The sequence below is a fragment of the Imtechella halotolerans genome, from assembly GCF_028743515.2.
GTDB lineage: Bacteria > Bacteroidota > Bacteroidia > Flavobacteriales > Flavobacteriaceae > Imtechella > Imtechella halotolerans.
The window spans coordinates 2494151-2516024 of record NZ_CP117969.2; the positions used below are offsets into that span (position 1 = coordinate 2494151).

The following is a 21874-nucleotide window of genomic DNA, read 5'->3' on the forward strand; positions in this document are numbered from 1 at the left end:
CAACATATGAAATTTATTATGTATACCTGGCTTGCTATATTACCACTGGCTTGTGGAGGAAATAGCGATGATACCGTGCAAAATGCCATAACGTATGATGAATCTATAATCGAGCAAAAAAATATAGCACCTCCTGCACTTGAGAATAATCTGGGTAATCACTCGGTTACAGAACAAAAAATCATTCGTGATGCTTATTTGCGTTTTGAAACCCGTGATTTAAACAAGACATATCAAGAAACATTGGATTTAGTAAAAAAATACAATGGATATTTACAAAGTGACGAATCAGGAAAAGGATATCAAGAAATAAATAGAAGTCTGGTTATAAAAATCCCTAACACTCATTTTCAATCTATGATAGATGCTTTAAGCGGATCAGTTTCATATTTTGATACCAAGCGAATTTCTGCTAAAGATGTAACAGAAGAATTTGTCGATATCGAAGCTAGATTACTTGCGAAACGAACCCTTGAAGCGCGTTACATGGAATTACTTTCAAAAGCTCAGAATGTAAAAGATATTCTAGAAATTGAGCGTGAATTAGCCAATATACGTGAAGAAATTGAAGCACGTCAAGGTCGTCTTAATTATTTACAGTCCCAAGTGGCTTATAGTACAATTCGAATGGAATTTTACAAACGTGATGCCGAAACAGGTATTACTCAATCCTATGGTAATAAGATGTGGAATGCAATCAAAAGTGGTTTTAATGGAATATCATTATTCTTCTTAGGTATATTACACATTTGGCCATTTGTACTCTTTTTAGCTATTTTAGTTTGGTTTATCAGAAGAGCCTATTTAAAAAATAAAAAAGCTTCCTAAATGAAAAAAAAATTGATCATTGGTTTTACAGCTATAACCTTACTGTTAACTACGGTAGCCTACCGGTCGGATTTTTTTGAGATTGCTAAGCAGATAGAAATTTTCACTACATTATTCAAAGAATTGAACATGAATTATGTAGACGAAACCAATCCAGCTGCTTTAATGGACTCAGCAATTAAAAGCATGCTAAATGATCTCGACCCTTATACTGTGTACTTGAATGAGCAAGATGTTGAAGCCTATAAAATAAATCAGCGTGGAGAATATTCCGGTATTGGCGCTCTAGTTCGCAGTTATCCAGACAAAATTTTGATTGTAGAACCCTACAAAGGGTATCCAGCGGATAAAGCAGGTTTAAAAGCAGGAGATCAAATTATTAAAATTGGAGATATTACAATCGCCGATGTAAAAGAAGATGCAGATGAACTCTTAAAGGGAGCTTCAAATACAACTATTGAAATTGTTTATTTACGACAAAAAAAGCAGTACACTACCATTATTACACGTAGTGAAGTAGAAGTAGATGCTGTCCCATTCTATGGAAAAATAGATGATAAAACAGGATATATAGTTCTTACACGCTTTAATAATAAAGCATATAAACAAACTAAAGCTGCCTTAGAAGACCTAAAAAGTCAAGGAATTAGCCGTCTTATTCTCGACCTTAGAAACAATCCCGGAGGACTTTTAAATGAGGCCATAGATATAACAAATTTATTTATACCTAAAGGAGAGGTTATTGTCACAACCAAATCAAAAGTAAAAAAATTCAATCAAGTTTATAAAACACGAAATAATCCTGTTGATACTCAAATACCTCTTGCCGTATTGGTGAATGGTAGAAGTGCCTCTGCTAGTGAGATTGTATCTGGAGCTCTACAAGATTTGGATAGAGCGATAATTGTAGGCGCACGTAGTTTTGGAAAAGGATTGGTTCAAAGACCTTTAAAACTAACTTATGGAACTCAATTAAAGGTGACTATTTCTAGATATTATACACCTAGTGGTCGTTGTATTCAAGCCTTAGATTATCGCAACAGAGACGAACAAGGTAAAGCAATTCAGACTACAAATATTCATCAATTTAAAACGAAAAATGGTCGTGCAGTTTATGATGGAGGCGGTGTATTTCCTGATTTAGAAGTAGCTAATTCAAAAAGCAGTAGTTTCACAAATGCATTAAATAGCAGTCAGGTTATTTTTGATTTTGCAACGGATTACTATTATCGAAATTCAATTTCGTCAATTGATCAGTATAAATTAAGTGAATCTGATTTTAACGATTTTAAATCCTTTGTTAGCAATAGTACATTTTCCTATGAAACTCCAGCTGAGAAACTACTAAAACAGGCTAAATCAACTGAGGAGGCAAGTCAGTGGAGTGAGTCAATTCAAAATGATTATAAGGAACTATTAGAACACCTTCAAACTGATAAATTAACCGCTCTTGATACTTATAAGAGTGAATTAGTTGCTGATTTAAATGAAGAAATTCTTAAGCGTTATTTTTATCAAGAAGGATTGTTTACGTATAATCTTACTCATGATGAAACAGTAAAGGCAGCAGCAGCAATTTTAAATAATGATGCCCAATATAGAAACATGCTTCATTAAATCCCTTCATTTGTAAGTAGCATAGCTATGTGTGGAATTCCATCTTCTAAATAATCTGGTCCAAAAGCTTTGAAACCATGCGATTCATAAAAAGATTGGAGGTACTTCTGAGCGGAAATCTCAATATTGGATATTCCAAAATTATTATAAATTGCATTTATAGATTCTTTAATAATTTGATGGCCATACCCAAAACTTCTATGAATTTGTTTTACAGCCACCCTACCAATACTAGCATTATCAAAATAATCACCAGCCTTAAAAAGACGGGTATATGCTACAATTTCTCCTTCTTTTTCACCAAATAAGTGAAGTGCTTTATAATCCTTTCCATCAATATCTTGATAAATGCATGTCTGCTCAACTACAAAGACTTCGCTTCGTAATTGTAGTATTTCGTATAACTCCTGGTTAGATAATTCATTAAATTTTTTCAGGTAAAAAGTCATCATAGTTTATTAAATAATAGCCCGGTTTAAATAATAATCGGCCGAAGGCCGTCGCGCAAAAATTTTAATCCTGAACTATAAAATCTTTGGAATCCTCCTCCTTTTTATACTCCGGTTGAATATTTACATGATTGATATCAAATTTATCATGTAATACTTTTTCAATTTTAGCTAGTAATTCATTAAACTGTGATAGCGTAATATCTTTTTCACAGTCAAGATGGGCTTCTAAATGTAATTCATCATCATTTAAACACCATACATGAATATGGTGAAGTTTTTTCACCATTGGTATCTTGTGTACTTCTCTTACGATCTTCTTTATATCTAGATGATCTGGAGTAAAAAGCATCAACATCCTAGTAGATTTCCTCAATAAATCATATCCCACAAAAAGCAGATAAATAGATATCACAAAAGTTAGTACACTATCAATCCAATAAATTTTATACCACAACATTAGTAATCCACCCACTAGAACCGCCACACTAGCCAACATATCTGTTAATAAATGAATATACGCTGATTTCATATTAATACTTTTATCAGCGTCATTTTTGAGAATCCAAACACTTAATCCATTAAAGGTAATTCCTAATACTGATAGCCATATTACCAAAGATGATTCAATTTCTTGAGGTTCAAAAAAACGTTTTACGGCTTCAATCATTAACAAAATGGCAATTACAATAAGAGTAGAAGCATTCACAAATGCAGCAATAATTTCTGCTCTCTTATATCCAAAAGTTTTAAGAGTTGATGCTTTTTTTCGAGATAGTAAATGGGCAATATAACTTATTACCAATGAAATAACATCGGTAAAATTATGTAATGCATCTGAAAGCAAGGCTAAGCTTCCAGAGACTATACCACCTACTGCTTGAGCTATTGTAATCCCTAAATTTAAAATAATAGAGATAAGTAAGTTCTTAGCTTGCGGAGTTCTATGATTATGTGAATGGCTATGTGAAGGATGCTTTTGCATCATTTAACATTTGATAGGTATCTTATTAACACGATTTTCATGACGTCCGCCTTCAAAAGGTGTAGAAATAAAAATTCGTACCATTTCAATAGCCTGAGGAATTGAAGTATATCGAGCAGGTATACTTATTACATTAGCATTATTATGTTGGCGAGCCAATTCTGCAATTTCCTTTATCCAACATAGTGCAGCACGGACTTTTTGATGTTTATTAGCAGTTATTGCTACACCATTTCCACTTCCACAAATGATAATTCCTAAATCTACGTTTCCATTTTCTACATCAGTTGCTACTGGATGAACAAAATCAGGATAATCGACACTATCTAAGGTATCAGTTCCATAATTAACTATAGTGTGACCTTGTTCCTGTAAGAAATTAACAATGGCAAATTTATAATCAGTTCCTGCGTGGTCATTTCCGATGGCAATTTTCATGAGTTATAATGTATAAGAGTTGATATTATGACTATTATAGTCACTACAAAAGTACAAAATCACACTTATGAACAACAAAAAATACGGTTGTTAATTCTGTTTTATAACTAATTAATTTTCAGTTAATTATATATTAACAATTAATGTTAATACAAATTCAGAAATTAATTAGCTATACTATTTTATAATTGAAAAAAAATTACAATACAGAATATAATTAATACTAGTCAAGTAGAAGTTATTGATAGTTATTAGCATTTTATTTTTCAGTTATCAACAGATATTAACGTTGTAATTTATTAAAATTTACAGCTACTATCTAGATATTGACAACTGTTAATAACCTTCTAAAATTTCTTCATTTATAGTAATTTAAAGATTAAAAGGATTGTTAATTAATCAATATAAGTTTGTATAAATTGATGGTAAAAACAGTTATAACATTTTTTATTGCCACTATTAACAAGCTATAATAACAATCAAAATATTTTTAAAAAATTTAATTTTCTTTTTAATTATACTATTAGTGGTTGATAACTATCAAAAAAATAAAATTGTTTGAGGTATTTATCTAAGTAAGATGAGATGTGATAAAGAACTATAGAATATGAAATTTTATAGTTTAATAAGCTTGAGTGAATGCTGTAGAACTTTTAGGAACTATTGTCTTTACTGCTTCTTTTTCATCCAATGATTTTTGAATACTTTTTGCAAAAAAGAAGATTCCCATCACAAAGATGATAATGAATAACGTTATGATTTTGTATATACGTTTCATACTTCTATAGACGGCGATTGTTTAGAAATGTTACATTAATTTTAATAAAATTTTAACTTTTAACAGAGTACTGTATCTTATAATTATTATCATTACTTTTAAGCATTAAGAATGATTATATGACTAGAAAGAAAAAAAGCGCTGATAAGCAGCGTAAAAACGAACTTACCAAAGGAATTTTTTCAGTACTTGAGGCTCAACCTAATGCTACTTTTAACTATAAACAAATAGCTGCTAAACTTAATATTATTGATGCCAAAAGTCGTAATGAACTTATAAAAAGGTTAGTACAGTTAAAAGAAAAGAAGCGAATACTTGAGACTGAAAGAGGAAAATATCAATCCATTCCACTTAAAAATTATTTTACTGGTATTGTAGAAATTACAAGTAATGGTAATGCCTATGTACTATGTGAAGATCTTGATGAAGATGTTTTTGTTACTTCCAATTTATTAAACAAGGCATTGCATGGAGATGAAGTGGAAGTTTATGTTTTTCCACGTAGACGTTCTGGAAAAAAAGTAGAAGGTCATATAACTAAAGTTATTCAACGGAAGAAAACTAGTTTTGTTGGAATTGTACAAATGCATCCAAATTTTGCTTTTGTTTTACCTTCTGATCATCGTATGTACACTGATATATTTGTTCCAAAGGATAGATTGGATGGTGCAAGTGATGGTGATAAGGTGATTGTTTCTATTAATGATTGGCCTGAAAAGGCTGATTCTCCTTATGGTACAATTACTCAAGTATTGGGTAAACCAGGTGATCACGATACCGAAATTCATGCTATTTTAGCTGAGTATGGATTACCATATAGTTTTCCATTAGAAGTTGAACATTATGCGAATCAATTAGATACATCTATTACCAAAGATGAGATTAGTAGGAGAAGAGATATGCGTGATGTGTTAACTTTTACTATTGATCCCCGTGATGCTAAGGATTTTGATGATGCTCTATCATTTCGCAGGTTAGAGAATGGTAATTTTGAAATTGGAATTCATATTGCCGATGTTTCGCATTATGTTACTCCTGGCACTTTACTTGACGATGAAGCCTATAATAGAGCTACATCCGTTTATTTAGTTGATCGAGTAGTACCTATGTTACCAGAAATACTTTCTAATAATGCTTGCTCCTTGAGACCAAATGAAGAAAAGTATACATTTTCAGCAGTTTTTGAGTTAAATGGTAGTGCTGAACTAGTTAATAAATGGTTTGGAAAAACTGTTACTTATTCAGATCAGCGATTTGCTTATGAAGAAGCCCAAGCCATAATTGAACATTATACACTAAACAAACAAAGTGACTATAGTTCTTTTTTAATGCCTGAGAATATTGCTATTACAGATACTTCTTATACGGTTTCTAAAGAAATTGTGGAGGCTGTTATGACTATGGATGTTTTAGCTAAAAAATTGCGTTCTAAACGCATGCAATCAGGTGCTATTTCTTTTGATAAGGTAGAAGTTAAATTTCGTTTAGATGAAAACAGTAACCCTATAGGTGTATATTTTAAGGAAGCTAAGGACGCCAATAAGCTTATAGAGGAATTCATGTTATTGGCTAACCGAAAAGTTGCAGAATTTATAGCTAAACAAGAAAAGACTTTTGTTTATAGAGTACACGATGAGCCAGATGAAGAAAAATTAATGCAATTACAGGGAATAATTGGCCGTTTTGGTTATTCTTTAAATATGCGATCAAAGCAAACTATTACAAGTTCTCTTAATAGTCTATTAACTGAAGTTCAAGGTAAAAAGGAACAGAATTTAGTGGATACTCTAGCTATTCGCAGTATGAGTAAAGCTATTTATAGTACTGATAATATTGGTCATTATGGATTAGCATTTGATTATTATACTCATTTTACATCTCCTATACGTCGTTATCCAGATGTTATGGTTCACCGCTTACTTCAACAGTATTTAGACGGTGGTGCATCTGCTAAAGTAGAAGAATATGAGCAAAAATGTCGTCATTCTTCTGATATGGAAAATTTAGCAGCTAATGCAGAACGAGATTCTATAAAGTATATGCAGATTAAATTTATGGAAGATCATAAAGATCAAATTTTTATTGGTGTAATTTCAGGTGTTACAGAGTGGGGAATTTATGTAGAAATTATAGAAAATAAATGTGAAGGTATGGTACGTGTTAGAGATATTCAAGATGATTATTATGTTTTTGACGAAAAACAATATGCTATTGTAGGGGAAGTTACAAAAAATATGTACCAACTTGGAGACGAGGTTTTGGTGAAGGTTAAAAATACAGATCTTATTAAAAGACATTTAGATTTTCATTTACTAGGAAGACGTCAATAGGTTTTAGATTGTTTATGGAATAATTTTTGAATAGAAAACGTTATTATAACAAGAAACACATTCAAAAAAAATTAAAATGCATCATTTGATATTATTTGCAGCTATGTTTTTTTCAGCTGCTTCGTTTGCGCAACTTACTAAGGAAGTTGGTTCTTTCAATGAATTAAAGGTTTATGATGGACTTTCAGTAACACTTATTTCCTCGACGGAAAATAAGGTTGAAATATCAGGTGAATCTACTGATGAAGTGGTAGTAGTAAATACTAATGGTATTTTGAAAATTCGGATGAAGATTAATAAAATTTTCAATGGTCATACCACATTCGTTAAGGTCTACTTCAATAATTCTATAGATTTATTGGATGCTAATGAGCAATCGCTTATTACCTCTAAAGAGACATTTTCTCAGGTAAGTTTAGATTTAAGAGTGCAGGAGGGAGGAGAGATAAACATTAAAACTAATGTTCAGAAACTTATGAGTAAAGCAGTTTCTGGAGGAAGAATTGAAGTGAGTGGAATTGCTAAAAATCAAGATGTTCAAGTGAATACTGGAGGATTTTTCGAAGGCGATTTATTAAAAACCGAACAGACAACTGTTCAAGTAAGTGCTGGCGGGAATGCGTATATTAATGCATCTGAGTATGTAAATGCCAAGGTGAGAGCTGGTGGTACCATACGAATATATGGTAAGCCAAAAGCTATAGATCAACAAACAGTTTTAGGAGGTACAATTGTAGAACAATAAATTTTTGAATTTTTAAAAAATAATAAAGCACCTTATTCTTTCTATAAAGGTGCTTTATTATTGCCTTTTTCCTACTTTTGAATTGCTAAGCTTTTATTATGATTCAAGATATACTTGCAGCAATTCCATGGGGAATTTTACTTGCCTTTACCATTGGTCCTGTTTTTTTTGTATTATTAGAGACTGGTGCTCTTAAAGGCTTTAGGGCTGCATTTGTTTTTGATTTAGGTGTAATAGTAGGAGATGTCTTTTTTATTCTAGTTGCTTATTTTAGTACTAATCAAATATTAGAAAAGCTAAAAGATGATCCTGGACTATTCATTTTCGGTGGTGCTATTTTGTTAAGTTATGGTGTTATTTCTTATGTTAAACAGCGAAGAGATTACCTTAAAAAGAAAAAGGAGGATGCTGATACTTTTGAACCTCTTAAAAAGAATTATTTAAGTCTATTTTTTAAAGGATTTCTCTTAAATTTTATAAATATTGGTGTTTTAGGATTTTGGTTGGGAATTATTATAGTATTCGGTCCACAACTAGATATGGAACCAAAACGAATCATTACTTTTTTCAGTACTATTATTGTTTCTTACCTTTTAGTGGACTGTTTAAAGATACTTTTAGCAAAGCAACTTAGGAACAAGCTCACAACATTGCGTATTTACCGTATTAAAAGCGTTATAAGCGTGATTCTTGTGGTTTTTGGTATAGGACTAGTACTGCAGGGTTTTTTCCCCGCAGAGAAAGAAAAATTAAAGAATACACTAGAAAATATTCGAGTAAAAGAAAAAAGCACCTATTAAAGGTGCTTTTTTGTTGAGGCATCGAGCGGATTCGAACCGCTGTACAAGGTTTTGCAGACCTCTGCCTAGCCACTCGGCCACGATGCCATCGTTTTGGACGGCAAATCTACTAATTAATTTTATAAATCCAATTAAAAATTGCGTGCTTTCCTACCTTAACGTAACAAGGTCATTTCAATGGTTACACTTTCAACGTCTCCACCTATAGGAGGATTTAATTTGGAAACAGCTACAGTTGCTTGAGCAGCAATAGGTATTTCTTTGAAAATGCGATCAATAATTCTTTTTGCAACGTGTTCTAATAATTTAGAACGAATACCCATTTCTTCTTTGACAATTCTATTCACGTGCACGTAATCGATTGTGTCAGCTAAGTGGTCACTATAGGCTGATGGTTGTAAATTGGCTTTTACCATAACATCAACCCTATAATCACTCCCAATTTTTCCTTCTTCATCAAGGCAACCATGATAGGCATAAACCTTAATGTTGGTAACTTTTATTATTCCCACTATTCAAGTATTTAAAATACAAATGTACAAAGCTTAGTCATCTATCTCATCATACAAGGACAATTACTAATACCTTGGAATAAATCAAGACCAATGGTTACCATATGTGTCCCAGAATTGTACATGCTTAATTCATTCAAAGTAATTTGATATGAGTAACCAAAATATAAATTGGATTTCTTTAGACCAAACATAGGCCCTACAGTAAGGGGTCTTGCAATTTGATCATTTAGAAACCGATAGGTAATGCCAGCCCAATAGTAGTCTTCGAAATCAAGCAATCTTGCTTTAATATTGATATCTGTACTTGAACGTCCATCGCTTTCATATAATTGATAGAATACAGATGGTTCGAATTCAAATTTACCATTGTTGTATCTTTTATAACGATAACCCGTATAAATAGAATAATTTCTTAGTTTATTAGGTTCATTAATGGCAAATATATCCATATCCTTATTAAGGATATTTCCTACTGTTAGATTAGCAAAGAAACCACCACTTCGATACAAAACACCTACATCAAAGTTATGGTTAGTGAGTGACCTATCATCAGTAACTCCGGGATCAGGTGTTGGGTTATTAGTATTACTTCCAGGATTAAAGTTCTCAGTAGCTATTCTAAACTGGTTTAGATTATAGGATAGACCGAAAGACAAAAATTGTTTTTCGGCCTTATCCAATGTAAGATGGTGAGCAAAACTAGCTTTTAAACCAGATTGTTGAGTATTTCCGTTTCTATCTCTATATAATAATAGGCCTACACCAGATCGCATTCCTAAACGCATATCTCCAACAAAGGTTTGATTGTCTGGTGCATCTTTTATGCCAATCCATTGTGCAAAACCGTTTAGGCGAATTTTCACATAATCACCAATTCCAGCATAGGTTGGAGCTATAACAAATTCATTATCCGCCAGGTACTGTGTTGCAGTTGGAATCATTACTTCTTGTGCAAAACTTATTTTCGTAAAGCCCAAAAGTATAAATATACTAAGAATCAATTTTTTCATAGTGCCCTTTTTGTGTCTTATCTATATAATGTAAAGTGTCCAACAAATTCACGAGGATCATTTTCTCCTTTCAATTTAATAACATACCAATAATCTCCTGTTGGAAGTTCTTGTCCGTTATAGGTACCATCCCAACTATCACCAACTCTAAGTAAAGCTACTTGACGTCCATAGCGATCATAAATCTTAGTATAGATATTAGGGAATCCTTCTGTATTACATGGACTCCAGCTATCGTTATTTCCGTCCTGATTTGGTGTAAAATGGTCTGGTATACATATGTCTATGAATTCCATATATATCTGAGCATAGGCTTCACATCCATTAGCGTCTACAACTTTTACATCATACCACCCAGATTGGTTAATGTAGTAAGTGTTTTTAGTACCATATGGGCGATCATTAAAGTAATATTGATATCCACCTGCACCACCTGAAGCAATAGCAGTAATTTGATTAATGTTATTTTGTACTGCTTGCAATGTCAATGGTTGAATATCATTAATACTAAATGTTACTACATCATAACACCCATTTGGATGAAGAATTTCAATTATTTGCGGACCTGGAGGAACGTTATAGAATATGTTTTCATATTGATCAACTCCATTTAATGTAAATACTACATCACCAATTACAGTAGGGTCAATATTTACAATAACTGTATTACTCGGCATATTATTTTCGCAACCATAAGTAACTTGAACGTTTGCAGTAAGATTAGCTCCGTAATCTATTGTTACTGGTAAGGTTATTTCGCAATTATTGGCATCTCTAATAAAGACCGTATAATTTCCACCAGCCAAATTATTAAAGGTGAATTGGCCTTGTACAAAATTTGATTGTGTGTTTAATCTTGTACTGTATGGAGCAGTTCCACCACTAACTGTTATTTGTGCACTTCCGTCTCTGTCACCAGCACATATTTCTGGTTGAATGCTGACAATCGATGAGTTCAATGAAGTAGGTTGATTAATTGTAAAATTATAAGTTTGAGTACAGTTTATTTCGTCTCGTACGTTTACTGTATAATTTCCAGCTGTTAATCCGTTGAATATTCCAGAAGTTACCCATACACCAGGATTGGAACTTAATTCGTATTCTATCGTTCCATTTCCACCACTCATAACTAGAGTTATACTTCCGTCATTGCCTCCATTACATAAAACATTAGTGAAGTCAGAAGAAACAAGTAGAAGTGGTTGTTTTGCTTCTATTATTACTTCTAGTGGCACTGAACATCCGTTTATATGGTTAATAGTTACTGTATGTGAACCTGCAGCAACATCAGTAAAGATATTACTTTGTTGTGGTGTACCACCATTGAGGCTGAATGTAACATCTCCAACTACAGAGGTATTTACATTGATAGTCAGTATGTTACCTGGTACATTAGACATACAATTGTAATCAACTGTATATGCGTCAACTGATGGAAGAATGTCTACTCCTTCAGTAATAATTACTTGTACTGAAGTTTCACAATTGTTAGCATCACGAACATATATTGTATGAGGTCCTACAGTTAATCCAGTAAAATCGAATTGGCCAGTAACGTAGTTTGTGTTGCTGTTTAAGCTCGTTTGGTATGGAGCAGTACCGCCAGTAACATTAATAGTTGCCGTTCCATTAGCATCACCTAGACAAATTTCATTTGTGCTTGCTGTAATGGATGCTGTTAGTTCTAAAGGTTCATTAATGGTGAAATTGAATTCTAATTCACAGTTAATTTCATCTCTTACACGTATAGTATAATTCCCAGCAATTAGGTTTGTAAAGGTACCAGAAGTTACCCATACACCAAGATTAGAACTTAATTCGTATTCAATTAAACCATTACCTCCAGACATTACCAATTGAATGCTTCCATCATTCCCACCAAAACAGGATACATCTTCTGAATTTCTACTATCCATTAGTAAAGGGAATTTTTCTTCAATTATAATAGGTAAGTCTTCCCTACAACCGTTACTATGACTTACTGTAATGATATGATTACCATGAGGAACATCAGTAAAGATGTTACTTTGTTGTGGTGTGCCCCCATTAAGACTATAGGTTACATCTGCAACTACGTTAGGATTTACACTGATGGTAAGTACATTTCCAGGAACATTGGCAGTACAATTATAATCAACTTCATAGGTAGGTGTTAGTTCTACCCCTGGAAGTATTTCATCAAGTATTAAATAGTGTTCACAGTCATTCGCATCTTTATAAAAGATAAAATGTACCCCTGGTATTAAACCGGTAAAAGTATAGGTATCTCCTACGATTTCAATAAAATCACTAGGATCAGATGAATTTAAACTTACATAATATGGTGCGGTACCACCTGTAAGGGTAATAGTAGCTGTTCCGTCCATAGCATTAAAACAAATTTCGTCTGTTACACTATGAGAAACTACTTCTAATAGATCAGGTTGAGTAATTGTAAAATCAAATACTTCATAACAACCGTTTGCATCTTGTGCTACAACTGTGTAATTGCCTGGAGCCAGATCTGTAAAGTGGTTAATAGTATCAAATTTGTCTAGGCTAGGCGAAATAGCATATTTAATTATCCCAGTGCCTCCTGACATTTCTACAGTAATGGTTCCATCATTGTCTCCAAAACAGGTCACATTTGTGAATGTATTGGTAACAGTTTCCAATGGATCCGGATCTGTAATGACAACTGGAGAAGACACTTCGGCACAATCTTCACTGGTAACTTGTATGTAATAAGTTCCTGCTGGCAATCCTGTAAATAGTCCAGTTGGTTGAGGTCCAGCTATTGGTATCATTGCGGATGGATCATCTAGTAATTCATATTGATAATTACCTAATCCTCCTGTCGCTGTAGCATAAATATCTGCACTGAATTGACCTGTACAATTAATTATTGCAGCTGTAAGGTCTAAATGAATTTCTAGTGGAGTAACTGGGTCGACCACCAATTGATTTGATACTTGGCCAACACACCCAAAACTATCACGGATATAATATTGATACGTTCCAGGTGTTACATTAGTAAATGTGTGAGAAGTTCCACTAGCGAAAGGGATAAATGGACCATTTTGAGAAGAACTAAACTCATACGGGCCAGTACCTCCAGTGGCAGATAAAATTAATCTTGCGTCGGTTGTACAAGTTACCTGAGCATCCAGCACAAGGCTTGCCTGTACCTCTGTTGGTTCCGCAATAGTTAACTCAATAGTTTGAACTTCACAAGACCAGGTATCTGAAACAATTACGCTATAGGTCCCAGCACCTAAATTATTGAATATAGGGCTTAATTGTATCGGGGATGTTTGTAATACACTGTTACTATCATAGTATTGCAATTTATATTCATAAATACCACTTCCACCAGATGCTGTAACTGAAATTGATGCATTGGTGTCGCCAAAACAATCAAGAGTTGTATGTGAAGCTGCAATAGTTGCAGTAATTGGAATAGGAATTTCTAATTCCACAGTATCAGTTTCTTCACAACCATTAGCATCGCGAACAGTTACTTCATAGGTTCCTGCATCAAGTCCTGTAAGATAATTATTTGCATTAAAATCTTGTAGGAGTACGGGAGTTCCTGATGTTATATTTGTAAATCTAAACGTATAAGATCCCCATCCTCCAGTGGCGATTGCTTGAATTTCACCCTGATCATTTGAACAAGTTACATCTGCTGTTTTTAGTAGGGTAACTGCTAAAGGTGTACTTGGAGTTCTAATCGTAAATGTATTTGTAATGGCATCACAATAAGGAGCATCAGTGGCGGTAACTAAAATAGTATAAATACCTCCATTTAATCCTGTAATTACTATTGGATTGGTTGCTGTATTTTCTGTACCTGTGGCTACAGAATTATTACTTGAATCAAGTAAATTATAGTTATAGTTTCCGGTATAACCACTAACATTTAGTGATACACTACCATTATTATCTCCAAAGCAGGTGACATCACTTGCAGTTGTAGCAGTTGCAGCAATGGTATCATAGGGATTAATAATATATGGTTGAGTAATAAAATAGCATAGCGTTCCTAAATCAGTAACTTGGAATGTATAGCTGCCCGCACTATTTATTGTAAAGGTTGCGGTGTTACCATTAATAATTTGAGTAGGGCCATTTGGAAGTAATGTAACTTCAAAATTACCTGAACCACCTGTGATGGTAACTGTAACTTCTTCATCATTTATACAGGTAATTGCCGTATTCTGACTTACAAGAACAGCTGTTATTTCTGGAAGAGGATTTATGATTACTGTATCATTAGCAACACAACCATTGGCATCCCTAACATATATAGTTGGAGTTTGAACACTTCCATTATCTACTATTTGGAAAATATTAGAGGTACCAAAATTAACATTGTCAATACTGTATAAATAAGGGGCAGTACCTCCACTAGCAGTTACTGTAATTTCAGAAGTTAATACTGTATTATCAGGATCACAGGCAAAATCAGTTGCAATTGCGGTGGCTGTAAGATTGGTTGGTTGATTAATGCTAACTGTTTTAGAATCCGAACAGTTTTTTCCTGATGTCACTGTCACGGTATAGGTACCCGCCGAAAGTCCTGTGAATACAGGATTGGTTTGGGTAATGGTGCTAGTGCCATCGTTTACTGAGTAGGTGTATGGTGTATCCGTATTACTTGGATCTAATTCAATAGTAATAGTACCATCGCTTCCTCCAAAACAATTAACATCCGTTGGAATTGCGTTGAATATAACCGGAATGGGCTCTTCTAATGTAGCGTTTAAGGTTATAGGACAAGCAGTAGAAGTATCTGTAATTGTGATTTCATATTGGCCTGCACTTAAACCAGTAAACAGACCATTAGGTTGAGGTCCATAACTAACAGAAGTTGTGATATTAAATGCAATATATTCAAAATTTCCAGATCCACCGGAGGCGTTTACTTGTAGTTCTCCATCATTATTTAAACAAGAAGGTTGGTTTGTAACTACCGCATATGCTCCTAATGGTTTTAATACTGTTAATGTTTCTGTTTCATCACATCCATTACTATCACGAACGACTACTGTAAGTAATCCCGATGATAAACCAGTAATAGTATATGGCATAGTAATTTGCTGGAAAACACCACCATTTATACTTATAGAATAAGGAGCAACTCCAATGTCTGTGGCATTTGCAAAATGTACTAAAACCTCAAAATTACCCTCAACAACACAATCATCAACTATTGAAAGCGAAATATCTATTGTTGGGTCGGCTTCAACTACAACTGGATCATTAACAATACAACCATAGGCATCCATGGCATATACGATGTAATTGCCAGCCTCTACATTAAATAAATTAACGCTAGACCATGCAGCATTTGTTTCATCTGGAGCAGTTGCTGTATCTGATAAGATAATATACTGATAGGGTCCTGTTCCGTGTTGAGCTATGGCATGAACCTTTCCAGCATTTAGATGACAGTTATCATTATCGATGGCATTTGCCTCTACTTCAAGTGGTATTGTAGATTCTAGTATACTAAATTGCTGAGATGCGTTTTTGCAACCATCATTTGGACCTCCTATTTCTTGTACTACAATGTAATAACTACCTTGATCTAGTGGACCAATATTGTTCAGGGTAGTTGATGTACCTGTAGGTGTTATAGTACCATATATACCAGTAGATAATATACTAGATGAATAGAAAATTTCATAATGGATACCTGTTGCTCCTACATCATAGCCTGAAACTGTAAAATCTATACTACCATCATTAGCACCAGTACAACTTATGTTGTGGTGTGTTAGTGCGGAAACTTCAATGCTTGGTGCGGCTAAAGGAGGTATATTGGCAGATTCTAAAAAGTAACAATTCGTGTCTTTGTCATATACGACAAAAGTATATTCAACTCCTGGAATTAGGCCTGTAAAGGTATGGGAATCCACTGAGGGTGCGGTAGGTGGTAAATAATTACTAGGGTTGGCATAAGGACTAGTTGGAAATTCTAAAATTGCAAATTCATAATTGTTACTACCAATAGATGAAATAACGGTTACAGTGGCAGTGGCTCCAGTAATACAATTTGCGGCAGTTGTAGAAATATTTATTTCAAGGCCATTAGGAGGAGAAGCCATCGTTAATGATTTTATAGTGCTACATCCATTGGCATCGACTATTTCAACCTCATAAAAACCATAATCAATAACAGTAAATGTATGATTTTCTGCCGAGAGGGCTGGATAGAAATCAGAACTTCCAAAATTATTTCTCCAATAATAGGTATAAGGCGCTGTACCTCCAATTACATTCTCTATAATAATTTCGCCTAGGCTTGTTCCACCTGGAATACAAGTTATATATGATTGATTAAGATCAAATGTAATTGGATCTGGTTCACTTATTGTAATAGAATGAACTGCTTGACATCCCTTGGCATCTTGTAGAATAATATCATAAGTATCAGCTGGTAAACCTGAAAAGATAATTTCGTAGTCAAAACTATCAGTTATAGTTTCGGTGTGACCAGTTGTTTGTCCTGTAATTGTGATATCAAAAGGTAATAATCCTGTGGTTCTGTCGATTTCTATTTCAATGGCTCCTGATGCATCACCATGACATAAAATAGGTTGTATTTGCGTTACTGCAGTAATTGAAGGAGATACTTTAGGAGTTACTGTTATGATATTTGATTCAGTTTCACAGCCTTTCTCATCTACTATTTTGAATTGATAAGTTCCTGGATTTACTACTGGGTAATTAAAGGTAGTTGCACCAGCAGTAATAGGTGTACCGTTGTAACCTCCACCATTATAGTTTACTTCATAAGTATAGGGTTGGTATCCTCCATTGATAGTTACCTCAATATTGCCATCAGGCGATGGAGAACAATCTAAATCTTTTGTAAGGCTTGCAATTGCAATTAGTTTATCTTGAAAGGCTGGGACTTCTATTTCTACCCAACAACCATATGCGTCAATTACTTTTACCGGGCCGGATGATATTGATGGGAGATTAGTAAATGTATTATTAGCTGATGGAGTACTTCCTGAAAAACTATATAAATATGGAGGCTGCCCACCAGCTGCAGTAACAGTAAAGCTTGCTCCGTTAGCATCTACACACCAATCTGTAACCAAAAGACTGGCTGTAATAGGTACTGGTGTTTCCAATGTTATCTGAGAAGTCTCTATACAACCATTTATATCAGTGACTGTAACAATATATTGCCCTTCTTGTGTGAGGTTATTAAAGATACCATTGTTTTGAGGTCCTATTACAGAACCGTCTGGTAATTGTAAGCTGTATTCAAATCCGCCCCATCCTCCAGTTGCTGAGGCTTGAATGCTTGCATCTGATATACAGGTAATAGGTGTATTTGATACTGTTAAGCTTAAGGCGGTAGTAGGTGTTTCAATTTCAATAGTAGCCTGATCTGTGCAACCTGTAAGTTCGTCTGTTACAGTTATTGTATAGGTACCAGCCAGCAACCCAGTTAAAGAAATGTTACTACTTGTTTGGCCTGTAATTGGAGGATTACTATTCAATATATAGGAATAGGTAGTTGAAAATCCACTTACTGTGAACAATGCTTCTCCACTGGCTGTTCCAAAACAATCTATATTTTTGGTTGTTTGACCTATGATATCTATAGGTACAACTCTGTCAATTGTGTAGTTTTCTTCATAATAGCATCCATTAGAATCTGTTACTCTAAAGGTGTATGTTCCTGCTGTAAGTCCTGGGAATAAAGGATTACTACCGTTATTAATTGCTTCACTAGTAGGCGCAATGATTTCAAAAATATAAGGCGCTGTTCCTCCAATTACAGTTAGATTCACATCACTTGAAAGGGCCGGACAAGTGGGTGTTGTTGCTGTAATGGTAAGATCGGTAGGAGGATTCAGCGCCTGTATTGTTTCAGTGTCTGTTATTATACACCCATTAGCATCTCTTATGGTTAGGGTATAAGTTCCGGCGGATAAATTGTTAAATACACCAGTTGTATTTGAAAAGTCTATACCATTAATACTGTATTGATATGGAGCTGTTCCTCCAGACACATTTATGGCAGTTAGTGTTGCACCAACTATGGCATTAGTTGGATCACATTTTAGTGTAGTAGTAATTTCAGCTTGTCCTGTAAGTGGACTATCTGGTTGATTTATAGTGATGTCATGTCTAAATATACAAGCTCCATCAGCGTCAAAACTTCCATGAAATTGATATACTATAAGTTCGTATTGACCAGCTGCTAGATTGCCATAAGTTCCTGAATTGGTTGTTAATATGGTACCATCTGGAGCTACTAATTCATATTTAATTTTATAACCACCTTGACCAGCGCTTATAATATTGATACCTATACTTCCGGTACTTTCACCATAACATTTAATATCTTCAGGTTTTACAGTATATTCTATTGGTGGAATAAGTTCAATATCTTCTAAATTTGATAATGCAAAACATCCATTTCTGTCAACAACTATAAACTGGTAGGTACCTTGTGCTCCAATTGGAATATCAAATATCTGACTACTTTGCCATGCACTGTTTGGTATAGATGCATAATCTGCATAACTAATAGCAGGTTTTAATGCTCCGTTTTCTGGGGTATAGTTCCAGATTGCGTAAAGGTGTGGTGTTAGTCCTCCTGTTGACTGCATTTGGATATTTCCTTCCTTACAAGTAATATGCTGGGAAGTACGGGCTATAAGAGCTAAATTGTTTAAGTTGTTAATAGTAACTGTACCATCAAACTCACATCCATTATCTGTATAAAGTCGTACCCTGTAATCGCCTGGATTTAATCCTGTGAAGGTATAATCATTATCGTCACTTGGTCCATGAGAAGCGATAAGTGTATTGCTATTAGTATATAGTTCATAATAATATTGGGGTAATGCATTGTTTGCTTGTAAACGAATGCTTCCCAAATTTGTACAGTCAACGTCTTGTTTGATAACGTTTACATTGAAATCTCGTTCTAGGATTCCAATATCTCGTACATAGAAGGTACATCCATTTGTCACTAGTGTTTGACGAATTTCAACGGTATAAGCACCTGGCGTTGATACATTGAAAGTAGGATTGGTTTGCCATGTTTGTACCACAGCATTAGTTGCTTGATTAATCAACTGAAATTCATAATCACTGCTAGGAACATTTATTACAGTTATCTCTCCATCATTTCCACATAATATATCTTGTTTACGAACATCTGGATTAAGTGGATTGGTGTATACTTTAAAGTAATAGTAAGCAGGACACCCATTTTGGTAAATTATTTCAATACGATATTCACCCTCGGTTGATACGTTATAACTACTACCAGTTGCTATGGTGTTCCATGAACAATTTTCATTAGTATTAGGACAGTTATCCAAAGTGTTTAAAGTACAACTACCTTCTACCAGTTGTTGCCAATTAACTACACTGGCATCGGTTAAATTAAGATTTAAAAATCGTTCATCGTTAAGACCACATAAATAAATTTTAGGTAGTTGAGAACCGTCGTTTACGCAGGTTACTACTTCATCAGCAAAAGGAATTATTGGATTAGTAGTATTGGGTCCATAAAAGATAACATCGATTGTTTCGTCAAAGCTAACACAAGGAGCCGGAGCAGTTTTTGTTACAATATAGGTGCCTGGAGTGTTAACAGTGATACTTTGGGTATTTCCTATTACAGTACCTGCACCATTGCGCCATTGATAGCTCGTAAATCCATTTCCAGCGGTCAAGGTGATGTTGGATCCACATAGAACTTCTGTTCTTCTAAAATCACAATCATCTATATCAACTAAAAAGTTGGCTGGAGCAGGTGTTCCAAATCCACAAGCATCCCATTGCGCAAAACTTGGATCATCAGAAATTTGATTGTCATTTAATTCCCCTCGGTAAGTACCATAAGCCTGATTCTGTATAATATTTGCACATGCGTCTTGTAACTCGTTGCAATTTTCTACTACTTGGACTCTTATACGTATAGTATATGCCGGATCTCCCTTTTCGACCAGATTATCTGGAATTTGGAATAGTAATTGACGTGTTGAAGGGTCATGTGTAAAGGTGGTTCCAGGGGCATTAGTGAAATCCGCAGAAATAAAATTGGTATTAATGGGAAGAATATCACGAATGCTATAATTTATAGCATCATCATTTCCATTGTTTTGAAAAGTAAGTACATATTCCAAAATTTGCCCCAAAGTAACGTCAGCACCTCCTATATCATTTCCTCCAATATCTTCTACAGTTTTAAGAAGGACAATGTCCGGTTCAATGATTTCTACATCTATAGAGCTAAAAAAGATATCATATTTATCTCCAGTAGAACTGGCTCGAAGTATAGCACCAGTTTCATTGTTTGGAATTACATTCTGCGATGGGTTGACAATTGAAAATAAATCTACGTCCCATCCTAATGTATTTAAGCTGTTAGGATTCCTTGCGTTTTGAACTGCGCCATCTATGGTAATATTACTATTAAAGAAATTATCGTTTGGATTTCCACTATTTCCGAGTGTTGTAAAACTTGAATTGCTATTGGCTTTAATAGATAATTGGTCACCTGTAATACGATTGTCTCCTTCCAATGCTGCTACTGCTAATTTGGCATTTACAGGATAGGGTGGAGGAAGGGTAATAAAACCGTTATAAGGAATATCAACACTTTGCCCAGATTTAATACCTGCATATCCATCATAAGTGGTAATGTATTTTCCAGGGTAGGTCGGATTTTCATAAACAATAACCAAGGTCCAACCCCCAGATACACCTCCTGTTATATCATCTCCCGTACTAGCCCTTACATTTGCTACAAAATATTCTCCATTAGGATCTGGCAATGAGGTTAGTAAGGTTGTCACATCTTTATAAGCTGCATAGGGACTGTAATCACCAAAATCCGAATCACCAAAACCGTTAAAGAGAACCTCATCTGCAGTTAGATCTTGATAGGTACCACCTGGTATTCTAAATTTTACTTGGTTATAATCATTAAATCGCCCTGAATTACTATCATTACCATCATTGTATTTATAAACCGCTGACCAGTATAATCCTGCATAACGAACACGTGAACACCCTGGATCTGGTATTGTTAAAGTTGCACTACTGGAACTGAATGTATTTGGATCACCATCAATATCAATATACTGCATATTTAAATCATCATTGTATGATGAGTTGTCTCCGGTAAAATTATAGGCAGTGTTTGCCGAACTTGAAGAGGTCTGGCTATTGACTATATTATTGGCAATAAAAGTAAGTTCCCCTCTTATGTTGTCTTGATATCGTATATCAAAAGGGTTTTTTACTTGCGCTTGCAAAGAGGAAGCTACAAAGAGTAGGCTAAGATAACAACTGAAGTTCAGGTATTTTAAAAATCCTTTTTTCATGATGGACGCTGTTGGGATTAGTTAT

12 protein-coding genes and 1 tRNA gene are annotated in these 21874 nt (G+C 34.3%); 5 read left to right on the forward strand and 8 right to left on the reverse strand.

The annotated features are described in order from the left end of the window. Nucleotides 1-6 precede the first annotated feature (6 nt). Together PT603_RS11220 and PT603_RS11225 are read left to right on the forward strand one after the other, a co-directional pair. Nucleotides 7-828 carry a DUF4349 domain-containing protein gene (locus tag PT603_RS11220; RefSeq protein ID WP_008236440.1) on the forward strand — a complete coding sequence of 274 codons (822 nt, stop codon included), beginning with the start codon at nucleotides 7-9 and terminating at the stop codon, nucleotides 826-828. Beyond that, nucleotides 829-2445, forward strand: a complete 1617-nt coding sequence (locus tag PT603_RS11225; RefSeq protein WP_008236438.1) for a S41 family peptidase — start codon at nucleotides 829-831, stop codon at nucleotides 2443-2445. Here the strand turns inward: PT603_RS11225 and PT603_RS11230 are convergent. The 4 genes from PT603_RS11230 to PT603_RS11245 all read right to left on the reverse strand — a co-directional run bounded on the left by PT603_RS11230 (nucleotide 2442) and on the right by PT603_RS11245 (nucleotide 5095). Next, nucleotides 2442-2894: a GNAT family N-acetyltransferase gene (locus PT603_RS11230; protein ID WP_040488496.1), complete on the reverse strand. Its 453-nt coding sequence runs from the start codon at nucleotides 2892-2894 to the stop codon at nucleotides 2442-2444. The two genes, PT603_RS11225 and PT603_RS11230, sit on opposite strands and share 4 nt — an antisense overlap. 64 nt (nucleotides 2895-2958) lie before the next feature. Next, nucleotides 2959-3882 (reverse strand): cation diffusion facilitator family transporter, encoded by a 924-nt coding sequence (locus PT603_RS11235; protein WP_008236434.1) that lies wholly within the window; start codon nucleotides 3880-3882, stop codon nucleotides 2959-2961. Further along, a complete protein-coding gene (rpiB, locus tag PT603_RS11240; RefSeq protein ID WP_008236432.1) occupies nucleotides 3883-4317 on the reverse strand; it encodes a ribose 5-phosphate isomerase B in 435 nt (144 codons plus the stop codon). Between the two features lie 622 nt (nucleotides 4318-4939). After that, entirely contained in the window at nucleotides 4940-5095 is a 156-nt protein-coding gene (locus PT603_RS11245; protein ID WP_155805471.1) for a hypothetical protein, read from the reverse strand. A 119-nt stretch (nucleotides 5096-5214) separates the two neighbouring features. Here PT603_RS11245 and rnr point away from each other — a divergent pair, with 119 nt between their 5' ends. From rnr to PT603_RS11260, 3 genes are all read left to right on the forward strand, one after another. Beyond that, nucleotides 5215-7425 (forward strand): ribonuclease R, encoded by a 2211-nt coding sequence (rnr, locus tag PT603_RS11250; protein WP_008236430.1) that lies wholly within the window; start codon nucleotides 5215-5217, stop codon nucleotides 7423-7425. A gap of 76 nt (nucleotides 7426-7501) precedes the next feature. Then, on the forward strand, nucleotides 7502-8170 hold the full coding sequence (locus PT603_RS11255) for a head GIN domain-containing protein (RefSeq protein WP_008236428.1): 669 nt from the start codon (nucleotides 7502-7504) through the stop codon (nucleotides 8168-8170). A gap of 98 nt (nucleotides 8171-8268) precedes the next feature. After that, the gene (locus PT603_RS11260) at nucleotides 8269-8970 is read left to right on the forward strand and encodes a LysE family translocator (RefSeq protein ID WP_008236427.1); all 702 of its coding nucleotides are present in this window, start codon (nucleotides 8269-8271) and stop codon (nucleotides 8968-8970) included. Between the two features lie 16 nt (nucleotides 8971-8986). On the opposite strand, the gene PT603_RS11265 is transcribed toward PT603_RS11260, so the two are convergent. The 4 genes from PT603_RS11265 to PT603_RS11280 all read right to left on the reverse strand — a co-directional run bounded on the left by PT603_RS11265 (nucleotide 8987) and on the right by PT603_RS11280 (nucleotide 21849). Beyond that, a tRNA-Cys gene (locus tag PT603_RS11265) sits at nucleotides 8987-9057 on the reverse strand. A gap of 68 nt (nucleotides 9058-9125) precedes the next feature. Next, nucleotides 9126-9482, reverse strand: a complete 357-nt coding sequence (gene folB, locus PT603_RS11270) for a dihydroneopterin aldolase (protein WP_008236425.1) — start codon at nucleotides 9480-9482, stop codon at nucleotides 9126-9128. Nucleotides 9483-9523: 41 nt separating this feature from the next. Beyond that, nucleotides 9524-10495 (reverse strand): PorP/SprF family type IX secretion system membrane protein, encoded by a 972-nt coding sequence (locus PT603_RS11275; RefSeq protein WP_008236424.1) that lies wholly within the window; start codon nucleotides 10493-10495, stop codon nucleotides 9524-9526. Between the two features lie 17 nt (nucleotides 10496-10512). Beyond that, nucleotides 10513-21849 carry a T9SS type B sorting domain-containing protein gene (locus PT603_RS11280; RefSeq protein WP_008236422.1) on the reverse strand — a complete coding sequence of 3779 codons (11337 nt, stop codon included), beginning with the start codon at nucleotides 21847-21849 and terminating at the stop codon, nucleotides 10513-10515. Between the last annotated feature and the right edge of the window lie 25 nt (nucleotides 21850-21874).

Excerpts from the sequence above, each read along its gene's own strand:
- rnr (WP_008236430.1), top strand. The coding sequence starts at position 5,215 with ATGACTAGAAAGAAAAAAAGCGCTGATAAGCAGCGTAAAAACGAACTT.
- rpiB (WP_008236432.1), bottom strand. The coding sequence starts at position 4,317 with ATGAAAATTGCCATCGGAAATGACCACGCAGGAACTGATTATAAATTT.
- PT603_RS11245 (WP_155805471.1), bottom strand. The coding sequence starts at position 5,095 with ATGAAACGTATATACAAAATCATAACGTTATTCATTATCATCTTTGTG.
- PT603_RS11280 (WP_008236422.1), bottom strand. The coding sequence starts at position 21,849 with ATGAAAAAAGGATTTTTAAAATACCTGAACTTCAGTTGTTATCTTAGC.
- PT603_RS11235 (WP_008236434.1), bottom strand. The coding sequence starts at position 3,882 with ATGATGCAAAAGCATCCTTCACATAGCCATTCACATAATCATAGAACT.
- PT603_RS11260 (WP_008236427.1), top strand. The coding sequence starts at position 8,269 with ATGATTCAAGATATACTTGCAGCAATTCCATGGGGAATTTTACTTGCC.
- PT603_RS11275 (WP_008236424.1), bottom strand. The coding sequence starts at position 10,495 with ATGAAAAAATTGATTCTTAGTATATTTATACTTTTGGGCTTTACGAAA.
- PT603_RS11225 (WP_008236438.1), top strand. The coding sequence starts at position 829 with ATGAAAAAAAAATTGATCATTGGTTTTACAGCTATAACCTTACTGTTA.
- PT603_RS11230 (WP_040488496.1), bottom strand. The coding sequence starts at position 2,894 with ATGACTTTTTACCTGAAAAAATTTAATGAATTATCTAACCAGGAGTTA.
- PT603_RS11220 (WP_008236440.1), top strand. The coding sequence starts at position 7 with ATGAAATTTATTATGTATACCTGGCTTGCTATATTACCACTGGCTTGT.
- PT603_RS11255 (WP_008236428.1), top strand. The coding sequence starts at position 7,502 with ATGCATCATTTGATATTATTTGCAGCTATGTTTTTTTCAGCTGCTTCG.